Origin of the sequence: Erwinia aphidicola (assembly GCF_024169515.1) — a bacterium.
GTDB classification, from domain to species: domain Bacteria; phylum Pseudomonadota; class Gammaproteobacteria; order Enterobacterales; family Enterobacteriaceae; genus Erwinia; species Erwinia aphidicola.
In genome coordinates this window covers 967,572-981,416 of record NZ_JAMKCQ010000001.1, presented here as the reverse complement: position 1 = coordinate 981,416, position 13,845 = coordinate 967,572, and the positions used below count along the sequence as shown (strand labels likewise).

General features: G+C 57.7%; 12 protein-coding genes. 10 read left to right on the top strand and 2 right to left on the bottom strand.

Features of this window, described 5'->3' with window-relative positions:
* The first annotated feature begins 27 nt into the window (after positions 1-27).
* The 9 genes from olsF (at position 28) to mdcH (ending at position 9,113) form a co-directional block, all read left to right on the top strand.
* Complete coding sequence (gene olsF / locus J2Y91_RS04480; RefSeq protein WP_133622734.1) at positions 28-1,731, top strand: bifunctional ornithine lipid synthase OlsF; 1,704 nt, start codon at positions 28-30, stop codon at positions 1,729-1,731.
* Between the two features lie 246 nt (positions 1,732-1,977).
* A complete protein-coding gene (mdcA, locus tag J2Y91_RS04475; RefSeq protein WP_048914625.1) occupies positions 1,978-3,630 on the top strand; it encodes a malonate decarboxylase subunit alpha in 1,653 nt (550 codons plus the stop codon).
* Positions 3,630-4,520, top strand: a complete 891-nt coding sequence (locus J2Y91_RS04470; protein WP_208864868.1) for a triphosphoribosyl-dephospho-CoA synthase — start codon at positions 3,630-3,632, stop codon at positions 4,518-4,520. The genes mdcA and J2Y91_RS04470 overlap by 1 nt, the downstream gene beginning before the upstream one ends.
* 67 nt (positions 4,521-4,587) lie before the next feature.
* Positions 4,588-4,887, top strand: coding sequence for a malonate decarboxylase acyl carrier protein (gene mdcC, locus J2Y91_RS04465; RefSeq protein WP_133622736.1), 300 nt, complete (start codon positions 4,588-4,590; stop codon positions 4,885-4,887).
* A complete protein-coding gene (locus J2Y91_RS04460; protein WP_133622737.1) occupies positions 4,880-5,710 on the top strand; it encodes a biotin-independent malonate decarboxylase subunit beta in 831 nt (276 codons plus the stop codon). The genes mdcC and J2Y91_RS04460 overlap by 8 nt, the downstream gene beginning before the upstream one ends.
* 2 nt (positions 5,711-5,712) lie before the next feature.
* Entirely contained in the window at positions 5,713-6,513 is an 801-nt protein-coding gene (mdcE, locus tag J2Y91_RS04455; protein WP_133622738.1) for a biotin-independent malonate decarboxylase subunit gamma, read from the top strand.
* Positions 6,514-6,644: 131 nt separating this feature from the next.
* A complete protein-coding gene (locus J2Y91_RS04450) occupies positions 6,645-7,604 on the top strand; it encodes an AEC family transporter (RefSeq protein WP_133622739.1) in 960 nt (319 codons plus the stop codon).
* Position 7,605: 1 nt separating this feature from the next.
* On the top strand, positions 7,606-8,214 hold the full coding sequence (locus J2Y91_RS04445; RefSeq protein WP_133622740.1) for a malonate decarboxylase holo-ACP synthase: 609 nt from the start codon (positions 7,606-7,608) through the stop codon (positions 8,212-8,214).
* Positions 8,214-9,113: a malonate decarboxylase subunit epsilon gene (gene mdcH, locus J2Y91_RS04440; RefSeq protein WP_133625009.1), complete on the top strand. Its 900-nt coding sequence runs from the start codon at positions 8,214-8,216 to the stop codon at positions 9,111-9,113. Before J2Y91_RS04445 ends, mdcH begins: the two co-directional genes overlap by 1 nt.
* On the opposite strand, the gene J2Y91_RS04435 is transcribed toward mdcH, so the two are convergent.
* Positions 9,103-10,032, bottom strand: coding sequence for a LysR family transcriptional regulator (locus J2Y91_RS04435; RefSeq protein ID WP_133622741.1), 930 nt, complete (start codon positions 10,030-10,032; stop codon positions 9,103-9,105). The genes mdcH and J2Y91_RS04435 overlap by 11 nt on opposite strands.
* A 406-nt stretch (positions 10,033-10,438) precedes the next feature.
* Between J2Y91_RS04435 and J2Y91_RS04430 the strand changes: the two genes are divergently transcribed.
* Positions 10,439-11,662, top strand: coding sequence for an oxalate decarboxylase family bicupin (locus J2Y91_RS04430; protein ID WP_133622742.1), 1,224 nt, complete (start codon positions 10,439-10,441; stop codon positions 11,660-11,662).
* A 104-nt stretch (positions 11,663-11,766) separates the two neighbouring features.
* Here the strand turns inward: J2Y91_RS04430 and J2Y91_RS04425 are convergent, their stop codons facing one another.
* A complete protein-coding gene (locus J2Y91_RS04425; protein ID WP_133622743.1) occupies positions 11,767-13,842 on the bottom strand; it encodes a peptidase domain-containing ABC transporter in 2,076 nt (691 codons plus the stop codon).
* Positions 13,843-13,845: the final 3 nt, after the last annotated feature.

The window sequence follows — 13,845 nt, the reverse complement described above, 5'->3', positions numbered from 1 at the left end:
GCGGCTAAAACACCCGGAGATAAGCCTGTGTTTACTGTTGAAAGTGTTTTAGACGACCTCAGCCCTGGCCATCAGACGCCATCGTGGCAGAAAAGCCTGCTGCGCCGCCTGCTGCGTGAAAAAGAGTTCCAGCAGTTCAATCAGCGAAATCGCCACCTGAAAGGGCTGGACATGGTGGAGCAGGTGCTGGAATACCTCGACGTCAGCTGCGAGCTGAGCGAGCGCGACCTGGAGCAAATCCCCAGTCATGGGCCGGTGGTGGTCGTCGCTAATCATCCGCTCGGTACCCTGGATGGCCTGGCGCTGCTGCACGCGGTGTCGCAGGTGCGGCGCGATGTGAAAATCGTCACTAACCGTCTGCTGAACTGTCTCGCATCCCTCAGCAGCCTGATGGTGCTGGTGGACAATATGGGCAACCGCACCAGCCGCCAGCAGGTCGAACAGATGCAGGAGCAGCTGGAAAGCCAGGGCGTGCTGATCTTCTTCCCGGCGGGTGAAGTGTCGCGCTTCGGCAGCAAGGGGGTAAAAGACAGCCAGTGGAGCCACGGCTTCCTGCGCATCGCCGCCCGCTACCGCGCACCGATCGTGCCGATCCACGTCAGCGGCCGCAACAGCGCGCTTTTCTACCTTACGTCAAAAATTTACCAGCCGCTGTCGATGCTGCTGCTGGTACGCGAGATGTTCGTCAATCGCGGTGCGCGGTTAAAGCTCAAGGTGGGCAAGCGCATTCCCTTCGCCAGCTGGCACGATGGCCGTACCCCGGCGAAAGAGCTGGCGGCGCGCTTCCGGCGTCATCTCTACCGTATTGCGCAGGGCAAGTCTGCCCTGTTCCAGACCGAAGCGGCGATAGCGCGTGCGGAAGATCGGGCGGTGCTGAAACGCGCGCTGGCCGGATGTGAAGTGCTCGGCCAGCTGCCGGACGGCAAGATGATTTACCTTTATCGCCGCCACGGCGAAGATTATGTCCCGATCCTGCGCGAGCTGGGGCGGCTGCGGGAAATTGCCTTTCGCGCGGTGGGCGAGGGCAGCGGCACGCGGCGCGACCTTGACGATTACGACGACGATTATTACCACCTGATCCTGTGGGATGCAGAGGCGCTGGACATCGTCGGGGCCTATCGCTTTATCCCGACCGCCGAGCAGTTCGAGCGCAAAGGCTTTGAGGGGATCTACAGCCACAGCCTGTTTCATTATGACCACCAGATGAACCCCGTTCTGATGCAGGGGATCGAGCTGGGGCGCAGCTTTATTCAGCCGGCCTACTGGGGCAAACGCGGCCTCGACTATCTGTGGATGGGCATTGGTGCTTACCTGGCGAAATATCCGCAATACCGTTATCTGTTTGGCCCGGTGTCAATTTCCGGCGGTCTGCCGCTGGCAGCGCGCGACCTGCTGGTGGCATTCTATCGCCTCTACTTCGCGCCTGCGCTGCCGCTGGCTACCTCACGCCGCCCGTACCCGGCATCATTGCCGGACGTGCTGGCGCAGTTCAGCGGTGATGATTATGTTGAGGATCTCAAACGCCTGAAGCGCCTGCTGAGCAACCTCGGCACTGGCATTCCGCCGCTGTATAAGCAGTATTCCGAGCTGTGTGAAACCGGCGGGGTTCAGTTTATCGACTTCGGCAGCGACCCGGACTTTAACCACTGTATTGATGGGCTGGTGCTGGTGGACCTCACCCGCTTAAAAGAGAGCCGCTACCAGCGCTATATCGCGGTGCATCAGGGTTAGCAGCAAGGTTCAACGTGTAGGGGTTGACCCTCTTTTACGGTCAACCCGTCCCGCAATATGCCCATTTCTGTGACACTCCTCCGAAATCAAATTTCTTATCCTGCTGAATTAAATCATCTTTATTTGAACGTTACTTATCGGTTAACGGTCAGGCTTTGCGCGTAATTGTTGCAGAGCCTCCGCAGGCGCAGACTCGTAGCCAGACTGAAGCACCCCGTAATGGGTGCGCTCACAGGAGGTTACCGCATGATATCCACCCCCTCTCCCCGCGTCTGGGATACGCGCCGCCGTGAAAAACAGCGCCGTATCGCCAGCCTCGGGCTGAATCACAAAGTCCTGCCCACCGACGATCTTATCCCGATGCTGGAAAAACTTATCGCGCCCGGCGATCGCGTGGTGCTGGAGGGTAATAACCAGAAGCAGGCGGATTTTCTCTCCCGCTCACTGGCCGAGGTTAACCCACAGAAAATCCATGATCTGCATATGATTATGCCGAGCGTGGGCCGCAGCGAACATCTTGATATCTTTGAAAAAGGTATTGCCCGCAAGCTCGACTTCTCATTCTCCGGCACGCAAAGCCTGCGCATTTCCCAGCTGCTGGAAGATGGCCTGTTAGAGATCGGCGCGATCCACACCTACATCGAACTCTACTCGCGGCTGTATGTCGATCTCGCGCCTAACGTGGCACTGATCGCCGGATTCAAAGCTGACCGTAAGGGCAATTTGTATACCGGGCCGAGCACCGAAGACACTCCGGCGCTGGTCGAGGCCGCCGCCTTCCATGACGGCATCGTGATTGCCCAGGTCAACGAACTGGTGGATGACGAATGCGACCTGCCGCGTGTCGATATTCCGGGGTCGTGGATCGACTTCGTGGTGGTGGCCGACAGGCCGTTCTTTATTGAACCGCTGTTTACCCGCGATCCGCGCCTGATTAAGCAGGAACACGTGCTGATGGCGATGCTGGCGATCAAAGGCATCTATGCCGAGCATCAGGTGCAGTCGCTCAATCACGGTATCGGCTTTAACACCGCCGCCATTGAGCTGCTGCTGCCAACCTACGGCGAGCAGCTGGGGCTGAAGGGCAAGATCTGCCGTCACTGGACGCTAAACCCACACCCTACGCTGATCCCGGCGATCGAGAGTGGCTGGGTGGAAAGCGTGCACTGCTTCGGCGGCGAGCTGGGGATGGAAAACTACGTCGCCGCGCGCCCGGATGTGTTCTTCACCGGTGCCGATGGCTCGATGCGCTCTAATCGTGCTTTCTGCCAGATGGCCGGCCAGTACGCGGCGGATATGTTTATTGGCTCCACGTTGCAGATTGATGGGCTGGCTAACTCCTCGACGGTGACCAAAGGCCGCCTCTCCGGCTTTGGCGGCGCGCCCAATATGGGGCACGATCCGCACGGCCGCCGTCATGCCACGGCTGCCTGGCTGGCGATGATCAATGAACCCGACCCGCTGGCACGCGGCCGCAAGCTGGTGGTGCAGATGGTGGAAACCTTCCAGGCGGGCGCAAAACCGACCTTTGTCGAGAAGCTGGAAGCGGTGGATGTGGCGAAAGCCTCCGGTATGCCGCTGGCCCCGGTGATGATTTACGGCGACGACGTCACCCACGTGCTGACCGAAGAGGGCATTGCCTACCTCTATCGCGCCAAAACGCTGGAGGAGCGGCGGGCGATGGTGGCTGCGGTCGCGGGCATCACCGATATCGGCCTCGGCGCCGACGCGAAGCGCGTCGCGCAGCTCAGGCGCGAGGGCAAAGTGGCCTTCCCGGAAGATCTTGGCATTCGTCGCACGGATGCCAGCCGGTCGCTGCTGGCGGCGGGCAGCGTCGCCGATCTGGTTGAATGGTCCGGCGGTCTCTATCAGCCACCGGCAAAATTCAGGAGCTGGTAATGAGCCTGCAGCGGCAGCTCGCCGCCTCCCCGGCTGAACATTATGCGCAGCGGCTGGCCGACCTGGCCAGCGCCTGCCTGCTGGATGAAGCCCGGCTGACGCCTAAACCCGGCCTGGTGGACCAGCGCGGCAGCGGCGCACATCGTGACCTGACGTTGGCGCTGATGGAGCGCTCGGCCTTAAGCCTCCGCCCGACGTTTTATGCGCTGGCGCTGCACAGCTGGCAGCGCCCGGCGGATATCGCCCTGCGTCAGCGCGTCGGGCTGCTGGGGCGCGCAGGGGAAGCGCAGATGATGCAGGAAACGGGCGGGGTGAATACCCATCGCGGAGCGATCTGGGCGCTGGGACTGCTGGTCAGTGCGGCGGCGATGTGCGGCGGCATGGGGGATGCTCAGCAGATCGTCACCTGCGCCGCCGCACTGGCGCAGCTGCCGGATGATGCCGCACCGAAGCAGTTCAGCAAAGGGCAGCGTGCCAGCGCCCGCTATCAGGTACCGGGCGCGCGGGAAGAGGCGCAGCGCGGATTCCCGCACGTGATCCATCTTGCGCTGCCGCAGCTGTGGCACAGCCGCCAGCAGGGGGCCGATGACAGCGCAGCGCAGCTGAATGCCCTGATGGCGATCATGACCTCCCTGAGCGACACCTGCGTGCTGTCGCGTGCCGGGATGAACGGCCTGACGGCGATGCAGCAGGGCGCCCGTGCGGTGCTGGCAGCGGGGGGAAGCCATCAACCCGCCGGAAGGCAGGCGCTGGCGCAGCTGGATGCAAAGATGCTGGCGCTGAATGCCTCACCCGGAGGTGCGGCCGACCTGCTGTCCGCCGCATTGTTTCTTGACCGGATGGCTTCGGGACGACCGGAAAAGAAGGTCGTCCCCTACAACGCCAGATGATTGCTGTAGGGGCGGACCCTCTTTTTCGGTCCGCCCGCAAAGGGAAAACACATTTTCAGAGGTTCTTATGCAACAGTTCACGTTTTCATTTCCGGCTTCGCGCCAGCTCAGCGGTAGAGCGCTCGCGGGCGTGGTCGGCTCCGGCGACATGGAGGTGCTGTACATCGCCAGTGATAGCGATCTCCTCCAGGTCGATGTCACCACCTCGGTGGATAACAGCGCTGCACGCTGGCAGGCGTTGTTTAATCGCCTGAGCAGCCTGGGCGCACTGCCCGCCGGGCAGATGACCATCCACGATTTTGGCGCCACGCCCGGCGTGGCGCGCATCCGCATTGAACAGGTATTTGAGGAGGTCGCCGATGCGTAACGACCGCAGTTTTATCGAGCTTAATGCCCGCCAGCGCGCACGACTGCTGCTGGATGAGGGCAGCTACCGCGAACTGCTCGACCCGTTTGACGGCGTCATGTCGCCGTGGCTTGCTGCGCAGGGCGTCGTGCCGCAGGCGGATGATGGCATGGTCGTGGCAAAGGGCACCATTGACGGCCAGCCCGCGGTCGCCATCGCCATCGAAGGGGCTTTCCAGGGCGGCAGCATGGGCGAAGTGTCCGGGGCCAAAATGGCGGCCGCGCTTGAACTGGCCGCAGAAGATAACCGTAACGGCACGCCAACCCGTGCCGTACTGTGCTTTGAAACCGGCGGCGTGCGCCTGCAAGAAGCCAACCTCGGGCTGGCGGCGATTGCAGATATCCATGCGGCAATCGTCGACCTGCGCCGTTACACCCCGGTTATTGGCATCATCGCCGGGACCGTTGGCTGCTTTGGCGGCATGTCGATAGCCGCCGGGCTGTGCAGCACGCTGATCGCCACCCGCGAAGCACGCCTCGGGTTGAATGGTCCGCAGGTGATAGAGCAGGAGGCGGGGATCGACGAGTACGACTCCCGCGACCGGCCGTTTATCTGGAGCATGACCGGCGGCGAAGTGCGCGCGCGCAGCGGGCTGGTGGATACGCTGGTAGCGGATGGCCAGCAGGCAGTAAAGAACGCCATGCGCGCAGCGCTGGCAAAAGGCATTCCTGCGCAGCATCGTTCGCAGCGCTGGCAGGAGTATCTGCCGCGCCTGACGCAGTTCGACAGCCGCCAGCAGGCGGATGCGCAGCGGATTACACAGCTCTTTAGCAGGGAGGATTGAGGATGAAAAAAACCATCACACGCGGCGAAACCTGGCTGCAACAGCTCACCGCCGGTGCCAGCCGGCTGCCCGGGCTCTGCCCATCGGTACAGGCTGCGGATGGCGAGCTGAACGGCGAGGCCGCACGCTTTATCGCGGTGGTGCCGGATGCCGCTAACCACTATCCGCGAGCGGCGGGCGGTGAGGTCGGGCTGCTGGAGGGCTGGACGCTGGCGAAAGTGGTCAGTGAAGCGGTGCAGCAGGATGCGGGTAAAGCAGGCAAGCGGCTGATTATCGCCGTGATTGATGTGCCAAGCCAGGCCTACGGCCGCCGGGAAGAGGCTTTTGGCATACATCAGGCGCTGGCCGCCGCCGCCGGAGCCTATGCCGAAGCGCGTCTCGCCGGGCATATCGTCATCGGACTGATCGTCGGCAAGGCGATGTCCGGCGCCTTCCTCGCGCACGGCTATCAGGCCAACCGGCTGATTGCCTTTAACGACCCGGGCGTACAGATCCACGCGATGGGTAAAGAGGCTGCGGCGCGTATCACCCTGCGCAGCGTTGCGGCGCTGGAAAAACTGGCTCAGACCATTCCACCGATGGCCTACGACATCAAAAATTACCACTCGCTGGGGCTGCTGGAAGCGCTGCTGAATATCCGCCAGCCGGACGCGCCCGATGAGGCTGACGTTAAGCAGGTGCAGCAGGCGCTGAACGATGCCGTGACGGCAGCCCGGCGCGATCCGGGTCTGCAGTGCCGTTTGCAGGCGGAGCATCGCCGCAGCTCGAAAGCGGTGCGTGAGAGAATGCGCGCGGCCTGGTGAACGGCCACCTGACGGCAATAAGTAACATAACTACCTGCAGGGCGGGAGCAGCAAGCAAATAGCCCTCACTCCCGCCTGAAAACAATAATAATTGTCGCGCCTGCGCGCGGCGTTAACTAACAGGTGATGCTATGACTTACGTTATTATCCATGCTCTTGCCCCTATTTTTGTCATCATGTTACTCGGCTTTTATGCGGGTAAAGCCGGAATGGTTGATAATAAAAACGTCGTGACGCTGAATATCTTTGTGATGGATTTCGCCCTGCCCGCTGCGCTATTTGGCGCGACCGTCCAGACGCCGTGGCAGGGTATTATTGCGCAGTCCCCGCTGATTGTGGTGCTGGCATTAACCATGTGGGTGACCTATGCCGCGATCTATTTTATTAGTACCCGATACTTTCATAAGTCACCGCAGGATGCGGCAGTGCTGACGCTCACCGTGGCACTGCCTAACTATGCCGCGCTGGGCCTGCCGATCCTCGGTAGCGTGCTGGGGCCAGGGCCAGCAACCTCACTGTCGGTGGCGGCATCGATTGCCTGCGGCTCGGTGCTGATGACGCCCTTCTGCCTGCTGATCCTTGAGCGTGAAAAAGCGCGTGCAGCGGGCCATAGTCAGCATGGCGGAATAGGGATGCTGCCACTGCTGATGTGGCGTTCCGTCACCAAACCGATAGTCTGGGGGCCGCTGCTTGGGGTTGTCTTGTCCGGGGTGCAGCTGAAAATGCCGGACCTGGTGCTGGCGGCGATCCATCCTCTCGGGCTGTCCGCGACGGCGGCTGCGTTGTTTCTGACCGGCGTTATTCTCTCTGCGCGCAAACTGAAGCTCAGCCGGATCGTGGTGATCTCCAGCCTTACCACCATGCTGATCGAGCCCTTTATCGCATGGGGACTGGTGCTGTTGTTCGGGCTGCATGGGCGTGTTGCCGTGACCGGCATTCTGATGATTGCGCTGTCGGCGGGTTTCTTCGGCGTGGTATTTGGCAACCGTTTTGGCGTCTATTCGCCGGACGCGGAAGCCACGCTGCTGATCAGTTCGCTGTTATGTATTATTACCTTACCGCTATTTATTACGCTGACTGCAGGACTCTGATATGACTTATACGCCCCACGATCTGGTCTGGATCCGCCACTCGCAGGCTTTGACGGGCGATCTGCCCGCCTGGGTCAGCAGCCAGTGGCGCAGCGCGCTGCCGCTGGTGGTGCGCCGCGACAGCGATGAGAACGGGCGTGTCCCGGTTGGCGTGCGCGGGCTGCGGCGCGAGGAGCGTGCGGCCGGTTGGGTGGCTGCCGCTGACATCGAGCATGTACAAAACCCGGAAGCGTTCAGCAGCGTGGAGCGGCTGCTGGCCTCGCCGTTTGTTTCGCAGCAGCCGGTGCAGGCGGCGATCCAGCTGGCGCAGCAGCGCTGGTGGTGGCCCTGGGGCATTACCGGCAGCGTCGGCTACGCGCTGGCGACCGAAGTGCCGGTGCTGTCAGCGACCAGCGATCTCGACCTGCTGATCCGCTGCCCGCATCCGGCCGCGGAGACGGAGCTGCGGCGCTGGCAGGCGTTTGTCAGCCAGCTGCCGTGCCGGGTCGATACCCAGGTCGAAACGCCGTACGGTGCCTTTGCCCTCAATGAATGGCTGCGCGATGGTCAGGTTCTGCTGAAAACCAACCTTGGCCCGCGCCTCACCGCTCAGCCGTGGAGTAGCCCATGATGAAAGTGCTGTTCACCTTTCCCGGCCAGGGGCCACAGCGCCCCGGGATGCTGCAACAGCTGCCGCAGGGGGATGCGCTGCTGGATCGCGCCAGTGAAGTATTGCATGAGGATGCCCGAGCGCTTGACGGTGCGCAGGCGCTGCAGCACACGCGGGCTGTGCAGCTGTGCCTGCTGATTACCGCAGTGGCGCATGCGCACGCGCTGCAGCGGCAGGGGGTGGAAGCGGATATCACCTGCGGCCTGTCGATCGGTGCGTTTCCGGCGGCGGTGGTTGCCGGGGCGCTGGCGTTTGACGATGCGCTGCGGCTGGTGTCGCTGCGCGGCGCGCTGATGGAGCAGGCTTATCCGCAGGGCTACGGCCTGACGGCCATTGTCGGGCTGGAGCAGCAGCAGCTGGAACCGCTGCTGGAGACGGGCTGTTATCTGGCGAATATCAACGCGCCGCAGCAGCTGGTGATTGCCGGTAGCGATGCGCTGATGGCGCAGGTAGCAGACAAAGCGCTGGCCGCCGGGGCGCAGAAAGTGCATCGGCTGGCGGTGAGTGTGCCTTCGCACTGCGCGCTAATGGCCGCTCCGGCGGCTAAGCTGGCGGCCGCCTTCAACAGGTTAACCCTCCAGCGCCCGCGCTGTGCTTATCTCAGCGGCAGCAGCGCCCGCGTGCTGTGGCAGCCGCAGCAGATCGCCGACGATCTGGCGCAGAACATGGCGCGTACCGTGCGCTGGCATGAAGCCATGGTGGCGGCGAACGAGCGGGAAGTCGGGCTGGCGATTGAGATGCCGCCCGGCGCGGTGCTGACGGGGCTAACGCGCGGGCCGTTATCTCGTGGGGAGGCGATAGCGCTGGAGCAGGGCGGGCTGCTGCTGGCCCGCCGCCTGGTGGCGCGAATTAAGCCTTAGTTTGCTGACGCTGGCGGCTGTACATGCGGCCTTCCGCCACCAGCGCCAGCAGGTTGGGGTCATGCTCGCGGTTGCGCTCGAAGACAATCGCGATGTTCTGGCGCATCTGGTATGGCTCCGCCAGCGGCAGCAGCTGCACCGAATTTTCATACACTTTTTTCATCCTCCCCGGCAGCAGGGTATAGCCGACACCCGCCTGCACCAGGCTCAGCATAGAAAAAATATCGTTTACCCTGGTGACAATATCCGGCTCATATCCGGCAACGTTAAACGCCTCCTGAAAGCCCTGCCAGGTAGCAAATCCTTCCGCCAGCGAGACAAATTTCTGCTGGCGAAAATCGCGCAGATCGGCGGGGAAGCTGGTGTCCAGCCCGGAAGCGGCCGGAGCCGCCAGAAAGATATCGTCATCGAACAGCGGCAGCATTTCAAAGCGGCTGTAGTCGATCTCGCCAGGCGTCACCGCAATCAGAATGGCATCAAGATAGCCATCCTCCAGCTTTGTGGTGAGCAGCTGATTCGACCCCATCGTCAGCTCCATTTCGAGGTCCGGGCGGCGCAGCTTCATCCCCATAATCAGCTTCGGAATGGTTTCCAGCGTCAGCGAGTAGAGCGTGCCCAGGCGAATATGCCCCTGGCCGATACCCGCCGCTTTACGCGTCTCCTCCACGCCGCGCGACAGGGTATCCAGCGCCTCCTGACTGTATTCCCACAGGGTTTGCGCCGCGGGCAGCGGCACCAGGTTGCGTCCCTGATGGATAAATAGCGGGCAGCGCACGCTCTCTTCCAGGCTGTGCAGGGCGCGGTGAACGCTGACGCTGCTGATCCCCAGCGCTTCTGCGGTGCGTGCCAGGTTGCCACGGCTCATAAAGGCGATGAAGATCTCCAGCTTACGAAAAGTGATATCCGAATCGATTTTCATAGTTGCCCGCGTTGAAGGTAAAAAGAAGTCAGAGTGAGCCGGCTATTTTAGGGCCGGCGAGAGGGGTTTTCTTGACGCATCGTAGCGCAGTGCGTGTAACCAGCCATGACAACAGCAGCATAATGTTGATAAACAGACTTGATGTTTAAGCGCCGTTTTGTGCTAAAAAATCGCTGCTGCGATATTTAACATCAATATAACCTAAACAACAATTAGATAACGTTAATCTTATTGATGTTTTTCAGCGGATTAATTAAATTTTTCAATGGATTTCTATTTACAATTCATGCGTTAATCCCCTTCGGCTGTTGCTGGCGAGTTACGAAGTATCGCTTAGGCTAATCAATGAGTGGTTTATTCCGCTTCTGATTGTGGTCTGATTTGAGCTGATAAAAGGAACAGCATTATGAAGCCTATTACACGTCGTGGTTTTATGGCCTTTGCCGCCGGCGGCACCGTGGCCCTGGCAGCAGGCAGCGTCCACGCCCATGACAACAAGATTACCGCCCAGCCGTGGAACGGAAAAATGGGCGGCACCGATCCTGGCCCGCACGATCCCATCCGCGAAGCAGAGAACCCGGATATCGTGAACCCCCCTGCGACCGATAGCGGGACCCTGCCCAATCTGCGTTTCTCCTTCAGCGACGCCCATGTGCGCAAAGGCAGCGGCGGCTGGACGCGCCAGGTCACTCAGCGTGAGCTGGGGATCTCCACCACCATTGCCGGGGTGGACATGCGCCTCAACGCGGGCGGCATCCGCGAGCTGCACTGGCACAAAGAGGGGGAGTGGGCCTATATGACTTACGGCAGGGCGCGCATTACCGCGCTGGATACCGACGGTGGCTGGTTTGTGGATGACGTTGGCGTGGGTGACCTGTGGTACTTCCCGCCCGGTATGCCGCACTCAATTCAGGGGCTGGGGCCGGACGGCTGCGAGTTCCTGCTGGCCTTCGATGACGGTAATTTCGATGAGGACAGCACTTTCCTGCTTAGCGACTGGTTTAAGCATATTCCCCCGGAGGTGCTGGCGAAAAACTTCGGCGTGCCCGCCAGCACCTTCGACCGGCTGCCGTCGCCGTCAGATGAGTATATTTTTGCCGGCGAGGTTCCCGGCGCGCTGAGTGCGGATGCGATGAGTGGGGCAAAGCGCTCCACGCTGCAGTTCAGCCACCGAATGATGGCGCAGAAACCGATAACCCTGAAGGGCGGCACGGTGCGGATTACCGACTCCTCCACCTTTAAAATTTCCAAAACCATTGCCGCCGCGCTGGTCGAGCTGGAACCGGGCGCGATGCGCGAGCTGCACTGGCACCCGAACAACGACGAGTGGCAGTACTATCTTGAAGGTCAGGGGCGCATGGGGGTATTTGCCTCTTCCGGCCAGGCACGCACCTTTGATTTCCGTGCCGGCGACGTCGGCTATGTGCCGTTTGCCATGGGGCACTACATTGAGAATACCGGCGATAAGCCGCTGCGTTTCTTAGAGCTGTTCAAAAGCGATTACTATGCGGATCTGTCGCTCAATCAGTGGCTGGCGCTGACCCCGCCTGCGCTGGTGAAGCAGCACCTGCATCTGGACGACGCCTTTATGGCTGCGCTGAATAAAAGCAAAACTCCGATCGTCGACTAACCCCTGTTGCTCCAGGCGGGGCAAGCCCCGCCCCATATTCTTTATGAGTGATTTTATATTTATATAATAGGGTATTGCCAACAAGTGTAATATGTAAATAAATATTAAATATTTTTGATCCATTTTTTCAATTGAAGATTAAACACGCGGTCTGCTGATTTGACCATTTCAGGGCGATGAGCGACAAAAATACGTGTGATTGACAGATTACTAATAGCGAGGGTGATTTTTTTTTCGTTTTCAATATCAAGATCGCTTGTTGCTTCGTCAAGTAGCAAAATTTTAGGTTGCCGGTAAAGTGCCCTGGCAATAGAAATACGTTGGCGCTGTCCACCTGAGAGGGTACTGCCAATATCGCCAATCATTGAGTCATAGCCCAATGAGAAATTGCAAATTTCTTTATCAATCGATGCATATTTTGCACATTCTAACATTCGCTCGACGTCTGGGTTTTCTGAAAAACCAGTTATGTTTTTCTTTATGGTGCCCGCTAATAATTTATCATCTTGCATAACGAAACAAACATTTTCTCTAAAGTTCTCTTTTCCAATGCGTGATGTGTTAATGCCATTAATAAAAATCTCACCATCAGTAGGGGCGTAGAGACCAGAAATAACATGAAGGAGCGTTGATTTACCACAGCCAGAGGGTCCTACAATAGCTATGTTCTCCCCATCCATAATCTCAATATTTATACCTTCAAATATATTTTCCTCATTAGGTGAATGTCGAAAGGATAAATTCCTTATAATAACATTTCCATTGAATTTAAGATGGTGAGGGTTATCTTGTGCTTGCTCAATAGGCGAAACAGCAATATCAGTCAAGCGTTGACTATGCATTGATAACAGACAGAAGTCAGAAATTGCGTTGACGACTTTAATAGTACGAGAAATGACCATGTCAGAATAAATTATTATCGCTAATAATGTTCCTGTAGTTATCCCATTATCAAGCCCTACAGCTCCGATACTTAGTACATAAATACTCGATAGTCCGATGAGAAGAGCTGCTGCAGTGTTTGTCAGAAGATCTAATTTGAATATTTTGTTTCCTGCATGAGTACTATTGACAACATGATTTAGCCACTCATGTCGACGGATGGGGGCTAAATTAAGCATCTTTATAGCACTTATGGCTCTAACCGTTTCGAGGAAATGAGATGATTGTAACGCTTCAGAGGTGATATGCTCTATTTTACTCATCCGGTATACTGAAAACATGCTCAATTTTATGGCAATGAAAATGGTGGCTGCAAAAATTGGCCCCATAGACAAAACAGCAGAGTAGTTAATAATGATAGTTAACGAGATAATGATGACAATAGCATCGAGTATCGAGGCTACCATATCAGCAGTAAAAGCCTCCTGAATGGCCGTTAATGATTGAAAACGCGATGCTATATCCCCGGTGTGGCGCTTTTCGAAAAATGCTAATGTTAATTGAATTAGTCTATTAAAGAACATTTCAGCCCACTTGACGCTAAGCGTATAGCGAAGATTCATCAATACCCAAGCTCTTACCAATGAAAAAGCACCTTTGATCAGTAACGCAGTGATAACAACAAATCCCACTAAAATTATGCCTTCACGATCTGATGAGCGAACCAGTATGTCGATAGTAAATTGTGACGCTGCTGGCACAGCTATCGACAGTAGTTCTAACAAAACTGATAGCAGCAAAACACCTGAGAAAATCGTTCGAATCCCCCTGATTCCATGAAAAAGATCAGTTGTTTTAACATTCATTTTTAATGGTTTTTTATCGAATTTTTCAGTGGGCCATGCTTCAAGTATTATACCAGTAAACTTATCAGAAAGTTCACGTAATGATATATTTCTTCTGCCAGTGGCAGGATCATGAATAATAGCACCACGTCGAGTTATCTTGACAAGTACTACAAAGTGATTGAATGACCAATGGAGTATGACTGGGTATGATAATAAGCGAAGTTCGTTAAGCTCGATTCTTGCAGCGCGAGCCGTCATTTCAATTCTGTCAAAGGCGGCGACAAGTTCTCTCAATGTCATTCCATGACGGGACGCCTCATGAATTAAACGTGCTGAAGCTAAATCCATTTTTTTTCTGAAATATCCTGCTATCATTACCAGGCATGCTAATCCACACTCATTTGTCTCCGATTGTAAAGTCAGAGGTGTTTTCTTCCATGAAAAAATCATCTG

Excerpts from the sequence above, each read along its gene's own strand:
- mdcA (WP_048914625.1), top strand. The coding sequence starts at position 1,978 with ATGATATCCACCCCCTCTCCCCGCGTCTGGGATACGCGCCGCCGTGAA.
- J2Y91_RS04470 (WP_208864868.1), top strand. The coding sequence starts at position 3,630 with ATGAGCCTGCAGCGGCAGCTCGCCGCCTCCCCGGCTGAACATTATGCG.
- mdcC (WP_133622736.1), top strand. The coding sequence starts at position 4,588 with ATGCAACAGTTCACGTTTTCATTTCCGGCTTCGCGCCAGCTCAGCGGT.
- J2Y91_RS04460 (WP_133622737.1), top strand. The coding sequence starts at position 4,880 with ATGCGTAACGACCGCAGTTTTATCGAGCTTAATGCCCGCCAGCGCGCA.
- mdcE (WP_133622738.1), top strand. The coding sequence starts at position 5,713 with ATGAAAAAAACCATCACACGCGGCGAAACCTGGCTGCAACAGCTCACC.
- J2Y91_RS04450 (WP_133622739.1), top strand. The coding sequence starts at position 6,645 with ATGACTTACGTTATTATCCATGCTCTTGCCCCTATTTTTGTCATCATG.
- J2Y91_RS04445 (WP_133622740.1), top strand. The coding sequence starts at position 7,606 with ATGACTTATACGCCCCACGATCTGGTCTGGATCCGCCACTCGCAGGCT.
- mdcH (WP_133625009.1), top strand. The coding sequence starts at position 8,214 with ATGAAAGTGCTGTTCACCTTTCCCGGCCAGGGGCCACAGCGCCCCGGG.
- J2Y91_RS04435 (WP_133622741.1), bottom strand. The coding sequence starts at position 10,032 with ATGAAAATCGATTCGGATATCACTTTTCGTAAGCTGGAGATCTTCATC.
- J2Y91_RS04430 (WP_133622742.1), top strand. The coding sequence starts at position 10,439 with ATGAAGCCTATTACACGTCGTGGTTTTATGGCCTTTGCCGCCGGCGGC.
- J2Y91_RS04425 (WP_133622743.1), bottom strand. The coding sequence starts at position 13,842 with ATGATTTTTTCATGGAAGAAAACACCTCTGACTTTACAATCGGAGACA.